General features: G+C 69.3%; 15 protein-coding genes. 9 read left to right on the top strand and 6 right to left on the bottom strand.

The window, feature by feature from the left end; genetic code table 11:
* Positions 1-92 precede the first annotated feature (92 nt).
* Positions 93-842: a sulfite exporter TauE/SafE family protein gene (locus FEZ32_RS03240; RefSeq protein ID WP_138679903.1), complete on the top strand. Its 750-nt coding sequence runs from the start codon at positions 93-95 to the stop codon at positions 840-842.
* Between the two features lie 95 nt (positions 843-937).
* Here FEZ32_RS03240 and FEZ32_RS03235 read toward each other — a convergent pair whose 3' ends face one another.
* From FEZ32_RS03235 to allB, 4 genes are all read right to left on the bottom strand, one after another.
* Positions 938-1,798 carry a MurR/RpiR family transcriptional regulator gene (locus FEZ32_RS03235; RefSeq protein ID WP_217496611.1) on the bottom strand — a complete coding sequence of 287 codons (861 nt, stop codon included), beginning with the start codon at positions 1,796-1,798 and terminating at the stop codon, positions 938-940.
* Positions 1,799-1,836: 38 nt separating this feature from the next.
* Positions 1,837-3,135 (bottom strand): allantoate amidohydrolase, encoded by a 1,299-nt coding sequence (locus FEZ32_RS03230; RefSeq protein WP_138679902.1) that lies wholly within the window; start codon positions 3,133-3,135, stop codon positions 1,837-1,839.
* Complete coding sequence (locus FEZ32_RS03225) at positions 3,132-4,448, bottom strand: pyridoxal-phosphate-dependent aminotransferase family protein (RefSeq protein WP_138679901.1); 1,317 nt, start codon at positions 4,446-4,448, stop codon at positions 3,132-3,134. The genes FEZ32_RS03230 and FEZ32_RS03225 overlap by 4 nt, the downstream gene beginning before the upstream one ends.
* A 110-nt stretch (positions 4,449-4,558) precedes the next feature.
* Positions 4,559-5,920 (bottom strand): allantoinase AllB, encoded by a 1,362-nt coding sequence (gene allB, locus FEZ32_RS03220; RefSeq protein WP_138679900.1) that lies wholly within the window; start codon positions 5,918-5,920, stop codon positions 4,559-4,561.
* Between the two features lie 544 nt (positions 5,921-6,464).
* Between allB and FEZ32_RS03215 the strand changes: the two genes are divergently transcribed.
* From FEZ32_RS03215 to lysS, 6 genes are all read left to right on the top strand, one after another.
* Positions 6,465-8,021: an NCS1 family nucleobase:cation symporter-1 gene (locus tag FEZ32_RS03215; RefSeq protein ID WP_138679899.1), complete on the top strand. Its 1,557-nt coding sequence runs from the start codon at positions 6,465-6,467 to the stop codon at positions 8,019-8,021.
* Between the two features lie 4 nt (positions 8,022-8,025).
* The gene (locus tag FEZ32_RS03210; protein WP_138679898.1) at positions 8,026-8,751 is read left to right on the top strand and encodes an aspartate/glutamate racemase family protein; all 726 of its coding nucleotides are present in this window, start codon (positions 8,026-8,028) and stop codon (positions 8,749-8,751) included.
* Between the two features lie 637 nt (positions 8,752-9,388).
* Positions 9,389-10,648, top strand: a complete 1,260-nt coding sequence (locus FEZ32_RS03205; protein WP_138679658.1) for an IS256 family transposase — start codon at positions 9,389-9,391, stop codon at positions 10,646-10,648.
* Between the two features lie 887 nt (positions 10,649-11,535).
* Entirely contained in the window at positions 11,536-12,471 is a 936-nt protein-coding gene (locus tag FEZ32_RS03200; protein WP_138679897.1) for a type IV toxin-antitoxin system AbiEi family antitoxin domain-containing protein, read from the top strand.
* A 157-nt stretch (positions 12,472-12,628) separates the two neighbouring features.
* Positions 12,629-13,888, top strand: a complete 1,260-nt coding sequence (locus FEZ32_RS03195; RefSeq protein WP_138679658.1) for an IS256 family transposase — start codon at positions 12,629-12,631, stop codon at positions 13,886-13,888.
* A 563-nt stretch (positions 13,889-14,451) separates the two neighbouring features.
* Positions 14,452-15,939 carry a lysine--tRNA ligase gene (gene lysS / locus FEZ32_RS03190; RefSeq protein ID WP_138680828.1) on the top strand — a complete coding sequence of 496 codons (1,488 nt, stop codon included), beginning with the start codon at positions 14,452-14,454 and terminating at the stop codon, positions 15,937-15,939.
* A 142-nt stretch (positions 15,940-16,081) separates the two neighbouring features.
* Here the strand turns inward: lysS and FEZ32_RS03185 are convergent, their stop codons facing one another.
* Positions 16,082-16,459, bottom strand: coding sequence for a cell division protein CrgA (locus FEZ32_RS03185; protein ID WP_028703762.1), 378 nt, complete (start codon positions 16,457-16,459; stop codon positions 16,082-16,084).
* Between the two features lie 139 nt (positions 16,460-16,598).
* Between FEZ32_RS03185 and FEZ32_RS03180 the strand changes: the two genes are divergently transcribed.
* Together FEZ32_RS03180 and FEZ32_RS03175 are read left to right on the top strand one after the other, a co-directional pair.
* Positions 16,599-17,471 (top strand): DUF881 domain-containing protein, encoded by an 873-nt coding sequence (locus tag FEZ32_RS03180; protein ID WP_138679896.1) that lies wholly within the window; start codon positions 16,599-16,601, stop codon positions 17,469-17,471.
* A gap of 126 nt (positions 17,472-17,597) precedes the next feature.
* On the top strand, positions 17,598-18,236 hold the full coding sequence (locus tag FEZ32_RS03175) for an anthranilate synthase component II (protein ID WP_138679895.1): 639 nt from the start codon (positions 17,598-17,600) through the stop codon (positions 18,234-18,236).
* A 95-nt stretch (positions 18,237-18,331) separates the two neighbouring features.
* On the opposite strand, the gene pknB is transcribed toward FEZ32_RS03175, so the two are convergent.
* Positions 18,332-20,134 carry a Stk1 family PASTA domain-containing Ser/Thr kinase gene (pknB, locus tag FEZ32_RS03170; RefSeq protein WP_138679894.1) on the bottom strand — a complete coding sequence of 601 codons (1,803 nt, stop codon included), beginning with the start codon at positions 20,132-20,134 and terminating at the stop codon, positions 18,332-18,334.
* Positions 20,135-20,154 lie beyond the last annotated feature (20 nt).

Raw genomic sequence — 20,154 nt, 5'->3', positions numbered from 1 at the left:
CGGGCCCGGGCCCTCGCGGCCGGTGCGTCGCGCTCCCGGATCCACGTCGTCGGGTATACCGAAAAGTCCTTCTCTCTCAAGGAGTCCCACTGATGGACACCGCCCAGATCCTGCTCATGGTGGTGGCCGGCGCCGGCGCCGGACTCACCAACACGGTCGTCGGCTCCGGATCGCTGATCACCTACCCGGTGATGGTGATGCTCGGGGTGCCGCCGGTGGCCGCCAACATCAGCAACACCGTCGGTCTGGTGCCCGGGTCGGTGGCCGGCTCCTGGGGGTACCGCCGCGAGCTCGGCCGGCTGCGCCCCCTGCTGCTGAGGCTCGGTGCCGCATCGGTGGCCGGGGCGCTGATCGGCGCTTTTCTGCTCACCCGGTTGCCGGCGGTGACCTTCTCCTACGCGGTGCCCTTCCTCATCCTGGGCGCCGCCCTGCTGGTGGCCTTCCAGCCCCGGATCGCGGCCGCCATGACGCCGGTGGAGGGCACCCGGTGGCGTCCCCTGCTGGTCGTGGTGTTCCTGGCCGGGATCTACGGCGGCTACTTCTCGGCCGCCCAGGGGATCATCCTGCTCGGGGTGCTGGGGCTCTACCTGTCGGCCGACCTGCAGGAGCAGAACGCGCTGAAGAATCTGCTGCAGACCCTGGTCAACATCGTCGCCGCCGTCTTCTTCATCGTCACCGGCGGGGTCTCGTGGCCCTTCGCCGGCTGCGTGGCGGTCGGCTCGGTGATCGGGGCGCTGGCCGGGGCCTGGGTGGCGCGGCGTCTTCCGGCCGGCTTCTTCAGAGTCTTCATCGTCGTGTTCGGGGTGGCGATGGCGGTGTACATGGGGTGGCGGGCGTTCTGAGCCGGACGAGGGAGATCCCCTACCGGGAGACTCGCCAGAATTGTCGGCCCGAGGGGCCGTCCCGGACCCGGACGTGCCCGATCAGACGAGGCGGGTCAGGGGTGCTCGATCTCGTCGAGTTGGCGGTACCCCTCGGTGATCAGACCCACCCGCCGCTCCCCCTGGGCGCCGGCGATCGAGCTGGCCTCGTTGGCGATCATCGCCACCAGGCTCATCGCCGCGGCGTAGGAGCTGAACGGCCCCGAGGCGTCCAGCGAGCAGGGCAGCAGATGGGTCACCCGGTCGGCGTAGCGCAGTGCGGAGTTGTCGGCGATGAGGATGATGTCTGCGCGACTCTCCACGCACAGGTTCAGCAGCGCGTCGAACCCCGAGGTGCGTCGCCGCAGCCCCACCAGCACCACCGTGTCGCCGGGGCCGACCCCCACCATGTCCTCGGCGACCGTCTGGCCGGGGAGGGGCAGCAGCCGGGTCCTCGGGCGCAGCTGGGCCAGCTGCTCGCGCAGGTGCATCGCCACCGGGTAGGAGTTGCGGTAGCCGATGACGACCAGGTCGCCGGCCCCCATGATGCTCAGCACCGCCGCCTCCAGCCGGCCGTCGGCCAGCCGTCCGAGGTGGGAGATGTTGCGGGTCTCCTGGGCCAGATGGGCCTCCACCCCTTGTGAGGGGCCGATCGGGACGCCGCCGGCATGGCGCGCCTCGTTCCTCAACTCCCCGAAGCTGCCGTATCCCAGACGCCGGTAGAGCCTGCTGAGGGTCGGCCGGGAGACCCCCGACAGCTCCGACAGGTCGGCCGAGGAGTAGGTGGCCAGGTCGTCGAGATGCTCCAGGATCGTCGTGGCGGCACGGCGCTCCTGACCGGTGAGCTCCGGGAAGGCGGTGGTGATCCGCGCCTCGATCGGGCTGGACCCCACCGCGGTGATGGCCTGCCCGGTGTCCTCCTCGTCCACTGCGGTCACGATGATCCCTCCGGTTCTCAGCTGCGGTCCTGCCTGGCTCAGTTCTGATACTGGTCGGCCAGTGCCCAGACTGCCGCCTCGTAGGCGTCCAGCGCCACCGCGACGTCGTCGGTCAGCACCGACTCGTCGGGGGCGTGGCTGATCCCGTCGTGGCAGCGGATGAACATCATGGCGATGTCGCACATCTCGGCGACCGCCATCGCGTCGTGTCCGGCCCGCGACCAGATCCGCATCGGCTCCGCGGTGGTCCCGGTGGCCTGCTGGATCCCGGTCTCCACGGCCCTCATCAGCTGCGGTGCGCAGGTCACCGAGCGCGCCTCGTGGATCTGGTTGATGTCGACGCCCAGCCCGCGGCGGGTCGCCATCTCGTCCAGGGCGGCCCGGATGAGCTGCCAGGCGTCGTCGCGACGCTGGTCGGTCTCGGCGCGCAGGTCCAGGCTGAACACGGCGGTGCCGGGGACGACGTTGACGCCGCCGGGCTCCACGCTCATCTGCCCGACGGTGGCGATGACGTCGCGCTCCTTGCCGATCCGCTCGATCTCCACGACGATCTCGGAGGCCCCGACCAGGGCGTCCTTGCGGCGGGAGTAGGGGGTGCCGCCGGCGTGCCGGGCCTCCCCGGTGACGGTGATCTCGAAGCGGCGGGCCCCGGCGATCGAGGTGACCACTCCCAGCGGAAGGTCGGCCTCCTCGAGCAGGGAGCCCTGTTCGATGTGGGCCTCCAGGTATCCCACCACGCCCTTCGGGCCGTCGTCCTGGTGGCGCCGGGCGGCGTCCTGGATCGTCGCGGGGTCGAGTCCGAAGGTGCCGAAGGCCTCGGCCAGGCTGATGCCGTCGGCGTCCTGCAGTTCCCAGAGGTCGTCGGTCCAGGTGTCGGCCAGGGCCCGGGAGCACAGCAGGGTGGCGCCGAAGCGCACCCCCTCCTCCTCATGGAAGGCGTAGGTCTCCAGGGCGAAGGGCAGCCTGCGGTCGCTGGCGGCGATCCGGCGGGCCACCTCGATGGCCAGCAGGACGCCGAGGGGGCCGTCATAGCGTCCGGCGTCCGGGACGGTGTCGAGGTGGGATCCGAGGATCAGGGCCGGCAGGCCGGGACGCTCTCCCTCCAGTCGTCCGATCCGCGAGCCCGAGGCGTCGCGCCAGGTGCGCAGCCCGGCCTCGGTCATCCAGCCGGCGGCCAGGGCGTCGACCTCGGCGTGCTCGGGGCTGAGGTAGACCCGCTCGATGCCGCCCTCCATCGAGGAGTGGGTGCCCAGCTCGTCGCAGCGCTCCATGATGCGCGCGGCGGCCGATGCGGTGGTCTCGGTCCGGTGCTGACCGGCAGTCTGTGTGACGCTCATGCCGGCTGCTCCTCGTTCGTCTTGCTCTGGTCGTAGTAGGCCATCGCGGCCTCGACCCCGCTGCCGGTGGTGGCGTGGCCGAACCGGTGGAGCTCGGCCTCCAGAGCGGCCAGCGTGGTGAGGACGGCGTCGCGACGGGCGTTGTAGCCCATCACGCCGACCCTCCACACGACGCCGGTGAGCGGCCCGAAGGAGGTGCCGATCTCCACGGCGAAGTCGGTGAGCAGGGCGGCGCGCAGGTCGTCGCCGGGCACCCCGTCGGGGATCTTCACCCCGATGACGTTGTTCATCCGGTAGTGCTGGTCGCCGAAGAGCTCCAGGCCCAGGCCCTGCAGGCCGGCCGCCATCGCGGCACCGTTGAGGCGGTGGCGCTCGACGGTCTGTGCGATGCCCTCGGCGTCGATGAGCCGGGCGCACTCGCGTGCGGCGTAGAGCATCGGGCCGGACTCGGTGTGGTGGTTGAGGCGCATCGGGCCCCAGTAGTCCATCAGCATCGCCAGGTCGAGGTAGTTGGACCTGATCCGCTCCCCGACGCCGGCGGAGCCGTCGGTGATGCCGGCCTCCAGGTGACGGCGTCCCTCGATGACCTCGCGTGCCCGCTCGGAGATGGTGATGGGTGCCGAGCCGGAGGGTCCGCCCAGGCACTTCTGCAGACCGGCGCTCACGACGTCGAGCTCCCAGTCGTCGACGAGCAGGGTGTTGCCGGCGATGGAGGCGGTGGCGTCCACGTAGCACAGCGCACCGTAGCGGTGGCACAGCTGCCCCAGTCCCTCCAGGGGCTGGTTCATGGTGGTGGCGGTGTCGCCCTGGACGGTGGCGAACAGCACCGGGCGGTGGATGCGCAGCGCCTCCTCGATCTCGGAGGCGGTGAAGACGGTGCCCCAGGGGCGCTCGATGGTGATGACCGTGGCGCCGACCCGCTCGCAGATCTCCTTGAGGAGCAGACCGAAGCGGCCCATCACCGCGATGAGGACCTTCTGTCCGGGTGCCACCAGGGAGACCAGGGCGGCCTCGATGGCTGCCCGGGAGGTGCCGTCGACGAGGAAGGTCTGCTCATTGGTGGTGTTGAACACCGACCGGTAGAGCGCCATCGTCTCGTTCATGGTGTCGGTCATCCACGGGTCGAACTGGCCGGTGAGGGCCGAGGCCGTCGCCCGGGTGACGCGCGGGTCGGCGTTGATCGGGCCGGGGCCCATCAGCAGCCGGGTGGGCGGGTTGAGCTGGTCGAGCCCGGCAGCGGTGGTGTGCGCTGGTGCGGTGCGGGTGGTGGCTGCGGTGCCGGTGGTTGCGGTGTCGGTTGTCGTGGTGGACATCTGATCCCTCCTGAACGGGGACGGTCGGAAGTGGGTGGGCAGCAATGGACTGTGCTGCGGTGAGGTTTTCGGCCGGGGTGGTGCGGCTGGGTTGTGCTGCGATCGGCGGGTCAGTGGCGGAAGATCTCCCGGCCGAAGGGCCGGGTCTGGCCGGTCACGACCGGTTCCAGCGGCATCCCGCGCAGCCAGACCTTGCTGATCGTGCCGTCGAAGGTGTGGCCGTGCCAGGCCGAGATCGGGTTGCGGTGCTTGAGGGCCCCGGCGTCGATGGTCTGAGGAGTGGGCGACCAGACCGCCAGGTCGGCGTCGCGTCCGGTGGCGATCCCGCCCTTGCCGGGGATCCCCATGACGCGGGCCGGACCCTGCGACATCCACTCGGTCACCCGGTCCAGGGAGACGCCGTGGCGGGGGGCGGCGTCGAGCATCGCCGTGTATCCGACCTGGACGCCGGCCACCCCGCCCCAGGCGGTCGACAGGTCCCCGCCGCCCGAGTACTTGTTGTCGCGGGTGGTGGGGGAGTGGTCGGTGACGACGATGTCGATGAGCCCCTCGATCAGACCCTGCCACAGCGCGTCCTGGTTGCCCTGGTCGCGGATCGGAGGGCAGCACTTGTACTCGGGGGTGCCGTCGGGGATCTGCTCGGCGGCCAGGCAGAGGTAGTGCGGGCAGGTCTCGACGGTCAGCGGCAGGCCCTCGGCCCTTGCTGCGGCGACCAGGTCGAGCCCCTTGGCGCTCGACAGGTGGAGCAGGTGGACCCGGGCCCCGGTGTCGCGCATGGTGTCGATCACGAGCTTGATGGCGGTCGTCTCGGCGGCGTCGGGGCGGCTGAGCAGGAAGTCCTGATAGGCCTTCGAGTGCGGGGAGGGGGCGTGCTCGATGCACTGCGCGTCCTCCGCGTGGACGATCAGCAGGCCGTTGAACCCGGCGATCTCGGTCATCGCCCGGTGGAGCTGGGCGGGATCCAGGGGCTGGAACTCGTCGACCCCGCTGGGCAGGGTGAAGCACTTGAACCCGAAGACGCCCTCCTCCCACAGGGCCTGGAGATGGCCGAGATTCTCGGGAACCGCGCCGCCCCAGTAGCCCAGGTCGACCGAGAGCTGCCCGGCGGCGGCCTGACGCTTGGTGGCCAGCGCCTCGGGGGAGATGGTCGGCGGGATCGAGTTGAGCGGCATGTCCAGAACGGTGGTGACGCCGCCGGCGGCGGCCGCCCGGGTTCCGGTGGCGAACCCCTCCCACTCGGTGCGGCCGGGCTCGTTGAGGTGGACGTGGGTGTCGACCCCGCCGGGCAGGAGCACCGACGCCGGGTCGATGACGATGTCGGCGCCGGGGGTCTCGGACTCGGTGAGGGCGGTGATGACGCCGTCCTGGACGGTGAGGGTGACCGGCCCGGTCGCACCGTTGTGGACGGCTAGCGCCGCCGAGATGGTGAGCGGGGACGATGAGCTGGACGGGACTGTGGACGAATCTGCCATGGAAACCTCCGAGGCTGCCGGGCGTCGATGCGCCCGAAGGACCTACCGCTTGAACTGGGGATGAAACTACCGCTGGTCTGTGAAATTTGTGTTTCAGTCCCTTGGGGGCGCTCCCGGGATGCTTGTGATGGCTCTCGTGGGAGCTCTGGTGGTGGGTCGTGGTCGGGCCTGCGGCGATGCTGCTGTTGATCCTGCCGTCCTGGGCACGGTCGGGGCCCGCGGTGATCACGCCGTCGCAGGACAGGGCCTCCAGCACCTCTCTGCTGTGGGTGCCCTGCGGGCGGGAACCGGAACGCGGGCGAAACACGACTGCAACAGGTGCGGCCGGTGATGTCATCCACATGAAACAAAATTTTGGAAGCGTCTGGATTACAGAACGATAGTTTCGTTCCTCCCGGTGGCCCAGCGTCACCGCGAGGTGTTCAGGACGATCTGTGCCGAGGCGGTCCGCACCCGCGGCTCCTCGGACGTGGCCGCCCGGTATCTGCAGCTTCCATTCCTCGTTCCGGTTCGCATTCCGGCCCAGTCACATCTGGAGGTTCACATGGTCACCACAGAGCTCGCTGAGGGCTCGGGGTCGTCCGCCACGACATCGTCAGCCGATGTCCACGTCGGGTCCGACTACCACCCCAGTCTCTACAACAACGACCTCGCGCCGTTGGTGAAGCAGAAGTGGAACTGGTACAACATCTTCGCGTTCTGGATGTCGGACGTGCACTCGGTCGGCGGCTACGTCACCGCGGGCAGCCTGTTCGCCTTCGGGCTGGCCAGCTGGCAGGTCTTCGTGTGCCTCATCGTCGGCATCGTCATCGTGATGCTGCTGGCCAATCTGGTCGCCAAGCCCAGCCAGGTCGCCGGCGCCCCCTTCCCGGTGATCTCGCGCGCCCCCTTCGGCGTGCGTGGGGCCAACATTCCCGCCACCCTGCGAGGTCTCATCGCGGTGGCCTGGTACGGCATCCAGACCTACCTGGCCTCCGACGCCATCGTGGTGGTCGCCCTCAAGCTGTGGCCGGCCCTCAAGCCCTACTCCGACGTCGCCCAGCACGGCTTCGTCGGGCTGTCCACCATCGGGTGGGGAGCCTTCATCGTGCTGTGGATCGGTCAGGCCTTCGTCTTCTGGCGCGGCATGAACGCCATCCGCAAGTTCATCGACTGGGCCGGCCCCGCCGTCTACGTCGTGATGATCGTGCTCACCGTCTACCTCGTGTACAAGGCCGGCACCAGCAACATCGACCTCACCCTGGGCAGCATCAAGTACTCCGGCTGGGGCACCGTCGGGGCGATGTTCCTCGCCACCTCGATCGTGGTGAGCTACTTCTCCGGCCCGCTGCTCAACTTCGGCGACATCTCCCGCTACGGACGGACGATGCCCGACGTCAAGCGCGGCAACCTGCTCGGCCTGCCGATCAACTTCACCTTCTTCTCGATCCTCACCGTGGTGTGCGCCGCGGCCACCGTCCCGGTCTACGGCAAGCTCATCACCGACCCGATCGAGACCGTCTCGCGCATCGACAACACCTTCGCCATCGTGCTCGGCGCGATGACCTTCGCCATCGCGACCGTCGGCATCAACATCGTCGCGAACTTCATCAGCCCGGCCTTCGACTTCTCCCACGTCGCTCCCCAGAAGATCTCCTGGCGGACCGGCGGCATGATCGCGGCGGTCGGCTCGGTGCTCATCACCCCCTGGAACCTGTACTCCAGCGATGAGGTCATCCACTACACGCTGGACGTCCTGGCCAGCTTCACCGGCCCGCTGTTCGGCATCCTGGTCTGCGACTACTACCTCATCCGTCACCAGCACGTCGTCGTCGACGACCTCTACACGATGAGCTCGAAGGGCCGCTACTACTACACCAAGGGCGTCAACCCGAAGGCCGTGATCGCAACCGTGGTCGGCGGCGTCATCGCCCTGGCGATCGTGCTGACCCCCGTCGAGCCCTTCAAGACGGCGGCGAACTTCTCCTGGTTCATCGGTGCCGGCGTCGGAGCCCTGGTGTACTACCTCAACTCGCGGTCCTCCCGCGTCGCCAACCTGGCCGACAAGGAGATCAACAGCCACGCGCATGTGCCCGGGGCCACCGCGGGCGAGCGGGCCTGACCCCATGCGAATCAGGGTCATCAACCCCAACACGTCGGCCTCGATGACGGAGACGATCGCCGCCTCGGCCCATGCTGCGGCAGCCCCCGACACCGTCATCGAGGCCGTCACCCCGGCCATGGGGCCGGCCAGCATCGAGGGTCACTACGACGAGGCGCTCGCGGTACCGGGAGTGCTCACCGAGGTGGCCCGCGGGGTCGCCGACCAGGTCGACGGCTTCGTGCTGGCCTGTTTCGGGGACCCGGGGATGGACGCCGCCCGGGAGCTCGCCCAGGGACGGCCGGTGATCGGGATCGCCCAGGCGGCGATGCACGTGGCGGCGCTGTCGGCGCGCGGGTTCGCCGTGGTGACGACCCTGTCGCGGACCGCCGGGAGAGCGTGGGACCTCGCCCGCAGCTACGGCTTCGGGGACAGGTGCCGCGAGGTGCTGGCCTGCGAGGTGCCGGTGCTGGCAGTCGACTCGGCCGAGGACATGGTCGCCGACCTGGCCCGGGAGGCGCTGACCCATGACGGGGTCGAGGCGATCGTCCTCGGCTGCGCCGGGATGGCCGAGATGGCCGCCCGGGTGAGCGCCGAGACCGGGGCACCGGTGATCGACGGAGTCGGTGCCGGGGTGGGTCTGGTGGAGACGATGGTGCGGATCGGGGTGGGAGGCTGTGCCCGGGGGGAGTACGCCGTCCCCCTTGAGAAGTCCTACACCGGGTTGTTGGAACCCTTCACGATCTCCTGAGTCACGATCTCCTGGGTCACGATCTCTTGAGGTGTCCATTGGGGTGTGCGCCGTCCCACTGGTGAACTTCTACTCCGGGTTGTGGGACCTTTCGCGATCCCCTGGCGTGTGCCAGGGGATCGCTACTTCTCGGTGGTCTGGGTCCTGGGGTTGCCGGCCGGGTGGTGAGTGCTGCTCGGGGACTCGCTGGGCTGGCTGATCGTCTCGTTGGGTCTGGTCGAGTTCGGGTGTGTGTAGTGTCCCGAACTCGACCAGATCTCTGCGTCAGTGGACCGTTCCCCCTTTGGTGGACACCAGGGTTGTCGGCCGCGTCCGGCTCGCGGCCGGGTCTGGTCGAGTTTGGGTGTGTCTACTGTCCCGAAGTCGACCAGATTTCTTGGGTTCTCGGGGTTTCGGAGCTGGCTACCGCCTTGGGGGTGCCGGGTGGTGAGTGCTGGTCGGGGACTCGCTCGGCTGGCTGAGTGGTCTCGCGGAGTGTGGTCGAGTCGGGGTCCGTCTACAGTAGTGCCCCTTATGGTGGTGTAACCCGCTGGTGACCAACCCGTCGGCCTCCGCGACTTCGTGGTGGACGGCAGCGCGGTCACCGTGTGATCCTTCGAGAAAGCTCTCTACTTCTCACTCGAAAGGAACAACCACGATGACCGCTCCTCATATTGTCGACCCGACGCGGGTCCTGGACCAAGCCCTGGGCCAGGCCTCCCCGGACCTGCTGCGCTCACTGCTGCAGACGATGATCAACATGCTCCTGTCAGCCGACGCCGACCAGGTCGCCGGCGCGGAGTACGGCCGCCCCGACCCCGACCGCCTCGTCCAGCGCAACGGCTACCGTCACCGCGACCTGGACACCCGGGTCGGCACGGTGGACGTGGCGATCCCCAAGCTCCGCCAGGGCAGCTACTTCCCCGAGTGGCTGCTGGAGCGGCGCAAGCGCGCCGAGTCGGCGATGATCACCGTGGTCGCCGACGCCTACCTGGCCGGGGTCTCCACCCGCCGGATGGACAAGCTCGTCAAGAGCCTGGGTATCGACTCCCTGTCGAAGTCCCAGGTCTCCAGGATGGCCGCCGACCTCGACGCCCAGGTCGAGGCCTTCCGCCACAGGCCTCTGGGCGAGGCGGGCCCGTTCACGTTCGTGGCCGCTGACGCCCTGACGATGAAGGTCCGGGAGGCCGGACGGGTCATCAACGCGGTCGTGCTGACTGCCACCGGGGTCAACGCGGACGGCCACCGGGAGGTCCTGGGCCTCCAGGTCGCCACCGCTGAGACCGGGCCGGCCTGGAACACGTTCTTCGCCGATCTGGTGGCCCGGGGCCTGTCCGGGGTGCGGCTGGTCACCTCGGATGCCCATGCCGGGCTGAGGGAGGCGATCGCGGCGAACCTGCCCGGGGCTGCCTGGCAGCGGTGCAGGACCCACTACGCGGCCAATCTGATGAGCGTGTGCCCCAAGAGCCTGTGGCCGGCGGTCAAGGCCATGCTCCACTCGGTCTACGACCAGCCCTCCGCGGCCGCCGTCGACGCCCAGTTCGACCGGCTGCTGGACTATGTGGAGGCCAAGCTTCCCCAGGTCCATGCCCATCTGGACGCCGCGCGGGCCGATCTGTTGGCGTTCACGAGTTTCCCGGTCGACGTGTGGCGCCAGATCTGGTCGAACAATCCTCAGGAGCGGCTGAACAAGGAGATCCGGCGGCGTACCGATGCCGTGGGGATCTTTCCCAACAGGGAGGCCGTCATCCGGCTCGTCGGGGCCGTGCTGGCCGAGCAGACCGATGAGTGGGCCGAGGGCCGGCGCTACCTGGGCCTGGAGGTCCTGGAACGCTCACGAGGCACTCACAACCCCGACGGCCCGGACCAGACGCACCTGGAAGGAGCAGACCCCATCCCACCCGAACTGGCAGCCTGACCCCGTATCGAAAGATCACGAAACGGATACACCACTACCAGGGACTTGACCCCGTCTACTGTCCCGAAGTCGACCAGACCCCTGCTCCAGCTCGGAGGCTTTGAGCGGGCCGCCCGGGATGGCCCCCACGTCTATAGAAGCGGCGTGAGCTGTCGCGTGAGGCCAGGAGTCCGCGTTACCGGGAGTAGGCGGCGTGGCCCCGTCGAGCGCCGACTCTGTTCAGTTGCTGATCGTCCCCGGTGCAGCTCCCGGCCAGGTGTGGTCGAGTTGGGGTGCGTCTACTGTCCCGAACTCGACCAGACCTCTGCTCTAGCTCGGAGGCTTTGAGTGGGCCGCCCGGAATGGCCCCCCACCTCGATAGAAGCGGCGTGGGCTGTCGCGTGGTGCTTGGAGTCCGCGGTATCGGGAGTTGGCGTCGGCGTGGTCCCGTCGAGTGCCGGCTCTCTTCAGCCGCTGATGGTCCCTGGTGCAGCTCCCGGCCGGCTTTGGTCGAGTTCGGGTGCGTCTACTGTCCCGAAGTCGACCAGACCTCCAGATCCTTGGAGACTCGTGATGCTCCGGAGCGCACTCGACCGGGGTCGTGCACCAGGGCGCGCTCCTGCCGGCCACCTCAGGTGTTGTCCGAAGAGTGCCAGGTGTTGTCAATCTGGGTGCATGTGTTGTCCGTCTCGTGCGAGCCCTTCCGATCGCCGCCGTCACACCCGAGGATGACGTGGCATGAGACCACGAAACAGGACCCGCGAGGGGTCCAGCGCAGACCAGAGTGACGGCGCGTTGAAGTGCGGGGCCGGCACCTCGCGAAGACCCGTGCCGAAGCATCCTGGCGAGATGCGGACAGCGAGGCGCAGCGCCCGGGCTCAGGGCGGCGTCTCCTCCGGAGGTGCCACATGATCCCGCGCACGAGCGTGCCCGCGTCGTTGTCCACGGCGGCTGCCTTCCAGGCCGGAGTCGTTACCCGCCAGCAGGCCCTGAGCGCCGGCCTCACCGGAGAGGCGGTCAAGAGCCTCCTCAGGGCGGGACGCTGGGATCGACTCGCTCGTGGCGTCTACGCCATCGATGGTGTCGACTGGGAGCAGATGCTGTGGGCAGGTGTGCTCATCGGTGGCCCCGGATCCGCTGTCGGCGGTCTCGCCGCGGCTCACATCGCGGGGCTGGTATCTCGTCCCGAGAAGATCGACATCTGGGCACCCAGAGATCAGTCCTATCGACGGCGTCTGGGACCGAACCCCTGGGTCTTCCACCGTGGCACCCGACGTCCACGGGGATCGCCGCCGCACCTGGGCGTCGAGGAGACGATCCTCGATCTGTGCGCGGACTCGGATCCGGACGGGATCAGCGCATGGCTGGCGCTGGCCATCACCGAACGCAGAACAACAGCCGCCCGGTTGGCTGATCTGCTGGGCGACTCGCCGTGCCTCAGAAACCGCAAGCTCATCGCCGAGTGCCTCGAGGCGGTGGCCGGTGGATCCCACAGCCCGCTCGAAGTGCGCTATCGCCGCGACGTCGAGCGCTGCCACGGGCTCCCGGCGGGCGTTCGGCAGAAGTCGGTGTCGGAGGGCACCTGCTCCGACGTCGTCTACGAGGAGTTCGGGACCATCACTGAACTGGACGGACGCCAAGGCCATCGGGCCCGGGGCGAGACCCGGGACGCCTGGCGGGACTCCTCCCACCTGGCGCTGGGGCTCGTCACGCTGCGGTTCGGCTGGGCGGATGTGGTGAGTCGGTCCTGCGAGGTGGCGGCGAGGGTGGCCCAGGTCCTCAGGACGCGGGGCTGGGCGGGGGAGCTCAGATTCTGTCCCGACTGCCCGGTGCACGAGACGTAAAGGGCAGTGGGGACCGGCTGAGTAGTGCCCCTTATGGTGGTGTAACCCGCTGGTGACCAACCCGTCGGCCTCCGCGACTTCGTGGTGGACGGCAGCGCGGTCACCGTGTGATCCTTCGAGAAAGCTCTCTACTTCTCACTCGAAAGGAACAACCACGATGACCGCTCCTCATATTGTCGACCCGACGCGGGTCCTGGACCAAGCCCTGGGCCAGGCCTCCCCGGACCTGCTGCGCTCACTGCTGCAGACGATGATCAACATGCTCCTGTCAGCCGACGCCGACCAGGTCGCCGGCGCGGAGTACGGCCGCCCCGACCCCGACCGCCTCGTCCAGCGCAACGGCTACCGTCACCGCGACCTGGACACCCGGGTCGGCACGGTGGACGTGGCGATCCCCAAGCTCCGCCAGGGCAGCTACTTCCCCGAGTGGCTGCTGGAGCGGCGCAAGCGCGCCGAGTCGGCGATGATCACCGTGGTCGCCGACGCCTACCTGGCCGGGGTCTCCACCCGCCGGATGGACAAGCTCGTCAAGAGCCTGGGTATCGACTCCCTGTCGAAGTCCCAGGTCTCCAGGATGGCCGCCGACCTCGACGCCCAGGTCGAGGCCTTCCGCCACAGGCCTCTGGGCGAGGCGGGCCCGTTCACGTTCGTGGCCGCTGACGCCCTGACGATGAAGGTCCGGGAGGCCGGACGGGTCATCAACGCGGTCGTGCTGACTGCCACCGGGGTCAACGCGGACGGCCACCGGGAGGTCCTGGGCCTCCAGGTCGCCACCGCTGAGACCGGGCCGGCCTGGAACACGTTCTTCGCCGATCTGGTGGCCCGGGGCCTGTCCGGGGTGCGGCTGGTCACCTCGGATGCCCATGCCGGGCTGAGGGAGGCGATCGCGGCGAACCTGCCCGGGGCTGCCTGGCAGCGGTGCAGGACCCACTACGCGGCCAATCTGATGAGCGTGTGCCCCAAGAGCCTGTGGCCGGCGGTCAAGGCCATGCTCCACTCGGTCTACGACCAGCCCTCCGCGGCCGCCGTCGACGCCCAGTTCGACCGGCTGCTGGACTATGTGGAGGCCAAGCTTCCCCAGGTCCATGCCCATCTGGACGCCGCGCGGGCCGATCTGTTGGCGTTCACGAGTTTCCCGGTCGACGTGTGGCGCCAGATCTGGTCGAACAATCCTCAGGAGCGGCTGAACAAGGAGATCCGGCGGCGTACCGATGCCGTGGGGATCTTTCCCAACAGGGAGGCCGTCATCCGGCTCGTCGGGGCCGTGCTGGCCGAGCAGACCGATGAGTGGGCCGAGGGCCGGCGCTACCTGGGCCTGGAGGTCCTGGAACGCTCACGAGGCACTCACAACCCCGACGGCCCGGACCAGACGCACCTGGAAGGAGCAGACCCCATCCCACCCGAACTGGCAGCCTGACCCCGTATCGAAAGATCACGAAACGGATACACCACTACCAGGGACTTGACCTGGGTCGGCGGCGTCGGCCGCGGAACAGGACCCGGTCGGGGACCGGGGCGCGCACCCGTCGACGGCTGCTGCCAGCCGGGTGGCTGGGCGGGGGGCCGGGACGAGTTCATGGCCAAATGCTAGTGCGCCGACGAGCCGCCGTCGACGCCGTTGGGTGCATCGCCTCACATCCACCGCGGGGCTCCACTCATTGGTCACCCCGCCGGTGTCATCAGGCACCGGCCCGATCAGCCCACCGGGCCGGGTTCCTCAAGGGCGTGGGCCCGCCAGCCCGCAGGTCCGCGCACAAGCTCAAGGGCCCGTCCGCCCCCGGGCCCACCCGGCCGCCCCGGCCCACACAGCCCACCCCGGCCCGCCACAGCCCGAACAGCCTCCCCGGACCGCCTCGATACACTGTGCCGGTGAGTCAGCATCGAAACGTAGACCCCCAGTCGGCTCCCAGCCAGGATCCCGCCGCCTCCCCCGCCACGCAGCAGGCCCCGGGCGACCAGACCCCCGACGTCTCCGAGCAGATGCAGGTCCGACTCGACAAGCGCTCCCGGATCCTCGCCGAGGGTGGCCAGGCCTACCCGGTCGACCTCACCCGCGACCACACCGTCCCCCAGATCAAGGCCGCCTACACCGGCCCCGACGGCGAGCTCACCCTGGAGCCCGGCGAGGAGACCGACGAGGTCGTCACCGTCGGCGGCCGGGTCGTCTTCGTCCGCAACACCGGGCGGCTGTGTTTCGCGACCATCCAGGACGGCTTCACCGAGACCTCCAACGGCGAGCGCCTCCAGGTGATGCTGTCGAAGGCCGAGATCGGCGAGGACGGCCTCAAGGCGTGGAAGGCCGACGTCGACCTCGGCGACTTCGTCTGGGTGCAGGGCCGGGTGGTCCGCTCCCGCCGCGGCGAGCTCAGCGTGATGGCCTCCCAGTGGCGGATGGCCGCCAAGGCGCTGCGACCGCTGCCGAACCTGCACACCGAGCTGTCCGAGGAGTCGCGGGTCCGACGCCGTTACGCCGACCTGGTGGTCCGCCAGGAGTCCCGCTCGATGGTGCGCACCCGCGCCGCCATCACCACCGCGATCCGCACATCTCTCCACGACGACGGCTTCCTCGAGGTCGAGACGCCGACTCTCCAGCTGGTGCACGGCGGGGCCGCGGCACGGCCCTTCAACACCCACCTCAATGCCTTCGACATCGACATGAGCCTGCGGATCGCCCTGGAGCTCTACCTCAAGAGGGCGATGGTCGGTGGGATCGACCGGGTCTACGAGATGGGCCGGGTGTTCCGCAACGAGGGCATCGACTCCTCCCACTCCGCGGAGTTCTCGATGCTCGAGGCCTACATGAGCTGGGGTAACCAGTTCACGATCGCCGAGGTGATCAAGAAGATCATCCTCGCCGCCGCCGACGCGGTGGGCATCCACCAGATCGAGACGGCGGACGGGGTCATCGACCTGGACGGCGAGTGGACGTGGGTGAAGGTCTACCCGGGGCTGAGCCGGGCCCTCGGCGAGGAGGTCACCCTCGACACCCCGGTCGAGCGGCTGCGCGAGATCGCGGCGGCTCACCACGTCGACGTCGACCCCGGCCTCGAGGCCGGCAAGATCGTGATGGAGCTGTTCGGCGCGCTGGTCGAGCCCACCCTGCTGCAGCCGACCTTCGTCTGCGACTACCCGGCGATCGCCCAGCCACTGGCCCGGCCGCACCGCGACGACCCGCGGATGGTGGAGGCCTGGGACCTCATCATCGGCGGCATGGAGCGGGGCACTGGGTTCTCCGAGCTGGTCGACCCGGTCATCCAGCGCAAGGTGCTCACCGAGCAGTCACTGGCCGCGGCGGCCGGGGACCCGGAGGCGATGCAGCTGGACGAGGACTTCCTCGAGGCCCTGGAGTTCGGCTGCCCGCCGATGGGCGGACTCGGCCTGGGGGTCGACCGGCTGGTGATGCTGTTCACCAACGCCGGGATCCGCGAGACGATCCTGTTCCCGCTGCTCAAGCCCGAGCAGCACTGACCCACGGCTCAGAGGGCCCTGCCGCTCGTCCTCATCGACGAGTCGCGGGACCACCGATCCACCGCCCGGGGACTGCCCCGGGTGTGGTCCGGGGCCTCGGTCGCGCCCGTCCCCTCGGGTCGGGCGCGCTCGGCTCTGTCGGCTACTTCCAGAGAGTGGCGACGGCGAAGGATGCCGCCATGCATCCCATTCCGATGAGGATGTTCCAGTCGCCCAGCGCCGCCATGAAGGGGATCTGGAACCCGGCGATGTAGTAGACCACGAGCCACAGCACGCCGATCACCAGCAGCGGGATGAAGACCCACGGCACCCAGGTCCGGTCGACCGCCAGACGACGGTGGCGCTCGGCCTTCGCCTCGGCCTTGCGCGCGGCCTCGGTCGACTCCGGAGTCTTGGCCTCGGCCTCCCTGGCCTCCTTGGCGGCCTTCTCCTCAGCGGCCTTCTTCACGGCTGGAGCCTTCTTGGGGTTCTTGGTCGACGCCTTGCTCTTGGCGGGCTTGCGAACCTTGGACTCGGGCACGATGACAACTCCTGAAGATGGCGTGACGGGGCGCCTGCGACTGGCTGGACTCCCGTCCGAGATTACCCGGGTAGCCTAGAGGACGCTGTGGGCAGGTTCATATCAGCCTCCCCGGGCCGACGACGTGGGGGAGGGCGAGATGGCCGACGACGAGCCAGAACCGGACAGCGCCAAGCCCGACAGCACCGAGTCGTCCGAGAGTCCCAGGTCGTCCGAGGACTCCGAGAGCCCCGGGGCCGGCTCCCAGCACACCCACTCCGAGGGTCCCCGACGTCGTCTCAGTCGTCTCAAGTGGGTGCCTCGCGGCAGCCTTCGGGGCCATCTTCTGACCGCCGGAGTCCTGGTGCTGTGCGGATTCATGATCAGCTGGGCCGCGCTGGCCTCCCAGGGCCGGGACCTGCGCCCCGAGTCGGAGTCCGAGGACCTCGCCGGACTGGTCCGCGACCAGGCCAGCCACAATGCCGACCAGGCCCGGCAGGCCGCCGAGATGCGCGCCAAGGTCGACCGGCTCTCCAAGGTCCGCGACGGGGATCCCAAGGTCGCCCGATCCATCGACGCCCTCTCACCGGGGGCCGGACTGACGCCGGTCACCGGGCCCGCCATCCGGGTCACCCTCGACGACGCCCCCCTGGACGTCAAACCCGACGGGGTCGACCAGAACCTCCTGGTGGTCCATCAGCAGGACATCCAGATGGTGGTCAACGTGCTGTGGGCCGGCGGCGCCGAGGCGATGACCATCCAGGGCCAGCGGGTGACCTCGGCCACCGGCATCAAGTGCGTGGGCAACACCGTCGTCCTGCACGGGGTCCCCTACGCGCCTCCCTACCGGATCGAGGCGATGGGAGACGTCCCCGCGCTCCAGAGCGCCCTGGACTCCAGCGAGGCGGTCAAGGTCTACAAGGAGTACGTCACCGCCTACCGGCTGGGATGGGCGGTGGCCGACGCCGGTCAGGTCACCATGCCCGCCTACAAGGGCACCCTCGCCATCACCCACGCCAGCCCGATCAGATAGCAGGGAACCCCGACAGCCGGCACCCAGGCAGGGGGCATCGGAGGGGTCGGGCGTCTCCCACTCAGGTCGTGTCTGGGCCGTCCCAGAACCGGCGCGGCCACCGGCGTCACTCCTAGACTGGGGCCCATGTCAGCCTGTCGGATCCTCGTCATCGACAACTACGACTCATTCGTGTGGAACATCGTCTCCTACCTCGGCCAGATCGGCGCCGAGGTCGACGTCCTGCGCAATGACGATGCCACCTTCTCCACCCCCGGCTGGCACACCCGCTACGACGGGATCCTGCTCTCCCCCGGACCGGGACATCCCCGGGACGCCGGCGTCTGCATCGACGTGCTGCGCAACCTGTCGGACACCCTCCCGATCTTCGGGGTCTGCCTCGGCATGCAGGCGATGGCGGTGGCCTGGGGAGGACGGGTCGACCGCGCCCCCGAACAGCTCCACGGCAAGGTGTCGAAGGTCCTCCACAACGGCACCGGGGTCTTCACCGGACTTCCCTCACCACTGACGGTGACCCGCTACCACTCCCTGGCGGCCGACGTCGACACCCTGCCCGAGTGCCTGGAGACGACGGCCTGGAGCGAGTCCGGCCTCATCATGGGGCTACGGCACCGCGAGCTGCCGGTCGAGGCGGTGCAGTTCCACCCGGAGTCGGTGCTCAGCGAGCACGGCTACCAAATGTTCGGCCACTGGCTGGCAGTCTGCGGCGACGCCGACGCCCCGGCCCGGGCGGCCGGACTCTCACCGCTCATGACGGCCCGCTGAGGGTCCTCACCTCACCGGCCGGCCGGGGCCTGCTGGCCTCCGCCCTGACCGCCGTTCTGCTTGGATGACGAGCGCGGCGAGGCCGGAGACTCTCTTCAAGACGACCCGGACTCGCCGCCGGTGGGCTCAGTGGTGGGTGCAGTGGAGCTCTCGGTCGCGGTGTTGGACGGTGCGGGGTTCTGCTCACCGCCGGTGGTCTCGTCACTTTCTCCATTGCCACTGTTACCACCAGTGGTCGTGGTCGAAGTGACTGTGGAGGGGGCAGGTGCCGCCTGGGCCACCACGATGGTGATGGAGTCCCCGTCGGAGGCCTGCTGCCCGGGGTTCGGCGAGGACGAGATCACGGTGCCCTCGTCGGCCTCCGAGGTCTGCTGGTAGGTGACGTTGATGTCGGTCTTGGCGAACCCGGCGCTCACCAGCGCCGACTTGGCCTGGGCCTCGGTCATCCCGATGAGGTCGGAGGGCACGGTGATCTTCTTCGGCCCGTCATTGATGGTGATCGTCACCTCGCTGTTGGCGGCCACCGACCGGCCACCGGCGGGGTTCTGGGAGACCACCTGGCCGGCGGTGTCGGCCCCCTGACGGACATGGGTGATCTTCGTCCGAAGGCCGGCGTTGCTGAGCACCGACCAGGCGCCCTGCTCGCTCATCCCGGTCACCGCGGGCACCTTCACCATCGCGACGGACGGCGAGTTGCTCGGGCTGGGACCGCCGAACACCTGATAGCCGAAGTACCCTCCGACACCCAGCACGGCGGCCACCAGGACCACCAGCAGGACGATCGGCCAGCGCTTCTTCTTCTGCGCAGCAGGCTCCTCGCCGCGGGAGGCGGTGGCCGGGCTGACGGGGGTCTGGGTCTCGCGGGTGACGGCCTGGGTGCCGGTACCGGGCTGGTACACCGGGTAGGCGTCGACGCCGGTCGGGTTGGGCTCGACGGGCCGCACCGCGGTGGCCACATTGTCGGCGGCTGCTGCCGGGGAGATCACCTGGGTGGCGGCGGCCGACTCCGGATCGTTGGCCGGCCTGGTGACCATCGGTGCCAGCGGCGGAACCCCCTTGAGGACCCTCTCGATGTCCTGGTGCATCTGGGTGGCCGTCTGGTAGCGGTCGGCCGGGGCCTTCGCCAGCGCCTTGAGGGTGACGGCGTCCATCTCCGGGGTGATCTCGGGATCCAGCGAGGACGGCGGGGCCGGGATCTCGCGGACGTGCTGGTAGGCCACCGAGACGGGGGAGTCGCCGATGAAGGGCGGACGCCCCACCAGCAGCTCGTAGAGCAGGCAGCCGGTGGCGTAGATGTCGGCCCGGTTGTCGACCTTCTCGCCGCGGGCCTGCTCGGGGGACAGGTACTGGGCGGTGCCGATCACCGCGGCGGTCTGGGTCATGGTGGCCGAGGTGTCGGCGACCGCCCGGGCGATGCCGAAGTCCATCACCTTCACCTGGCCGGACTCGGTGAGCATCACATTGGCCGGCTTGATGTCGCGGTGCACGATGCCGGCGGCATGGGAGTAGCTCAGCGCGTCGAGCACCCCCTCGGTGAACTCGAGGGCCCGGGCCGGCAGGATCTTGCGGTCGTCGCGCAGCACGTCGCGCAGGGTGTGGCCCTCCACGAGCTCCATCACGATGTAGGGCACCGACAGTCCGGTGGCGTCGTCGACGGCCTCACCGGTGTCGTAGACCGAGACGATGTTGGGGTGGTTGAGCCCGGCCGCGGACTGCGCCTCGCGCTGGAAGCGGGCCTGGAAGGTGTCGTCGGAGGCCAGGTCGGCGCGCAGTCGCTTGATGGCGACGTCTCGACCGAGGCGGTGGTCGCGGGCCTTCCACACCTCAGCCATCCCACCGCGTCCAATGACGCTCAGCAGTTCATAACGCCCTCCGAGCCAGGTACCGGCTGCGGTCATCGGGGGCCTCCTTCGTCAGC

Source organism: Acidipropionibacterium jensenii (assembly GCF_005890135.1).
GTDB classification, from domain to species: Bacteria; Actinomycetota; Actinomycetes; order Propionibacteriales; family Propionibacteriaceae; genus Acidipropionibacterium; species Acidipropionibacterium jensenii.
This window is presented reverse-complemented; position numbering and strand designations above follow the sequence as displayed.

Excerpts from the sequence above, each read along its gene's own strand:
- FEZ32_RS03240 (WP_138679903.1), top strand. The coding sequence starts at position 93 with ATGGACACCGCCCAGATCCTGCTCATGGTGGTGGCCGGCGCCGGCGCC.
- FEZ32_RS03230 (WP_138679902.1), bottom strand. The coding sequence starts at position 3,135 with ATGAGCGTCACACAGACTGCCGGTCAGCACCGGACCGAGACCACCGCA.
- FEZ32_RS03225 (WP_138679901.1), bottom strand. The coding sequence starts at position 4,448 with ATGTCCACCACGACAACCGACACCGCAACCACCGGCACCGCAGCCACC.
- allB (WP_138679900.1), bottom strand. The coding sequence starts at position 5,920 with ATGGCAGATTCGTCCACAGTCCCGTCCAGCTCATCGTCCCCGCTCACC.
- FEZ32_RS03215 (WP_138679899.1), top strand. The coding sequence starts at position 6,465 with ATGGTCACCACAGAGCTCGCTGAGGGCTCGGGGTCGTCCGCCACGACA.
- FEZ32_RS03210 (WP_138679898.1), top strand. The coding sequence starts at position 8,026 with ATGCGAATCAGGGTCATCAACCCCAACACGTCGGCCTCGATGACGGAG.
- FEZ32_RS03205 (WP_138679658.1), top strand. The coding sequence starts at position 9,389 with ATGACCGCTCCTCATATTGTCGACCCGACGCGGGTCCTGGACCAAGCC.
- FEZ32_RS03200 (WP_138679897.1), top strand. The coding sequence starts at position 11,536 with ATGATCCCGCGCACGAGCGTGCCCGCGTCGTTGTCCACGGCGGCTGCC.
- FEZ32_RS03195 (WP_138679658.1), top strand. The coding sequence starts at position 12,629 with ATGACCGCTCCTCATATTGTCGACCCGACGCGGGTCCTGGACCAAGCC.
- lysS (WP_138680828.1), top strand. The coding sequence starts at position 14,452 with ATGCAGGTCCGACTCGACAAGCGCTCCCGGATCCTCGCCGAGGGTGGC.
- FEZ32_RS03180 (WP_138679896.1), top strand. The coding sequence starts at position 16,599 with ATGGCCGACGACGAGCCAGAACCGGACAGCGCCAAGCCCGACAGCACC.
- FEZ32_RS03175 (WP_138679895.1), top strand. The coding sequence starts at position 17,598 with ATGTCAGCCTGTCGGATCCTCGTCATCGACAACTACGACTCATTCGTG.
- pknB (WP_138679894.1), bottom strand. The coding sequence starts at position 20,134 with ATGACCGCAGCCGGTACCTGGCTCGGAGGGCGTTATGAACTGCTGAGC.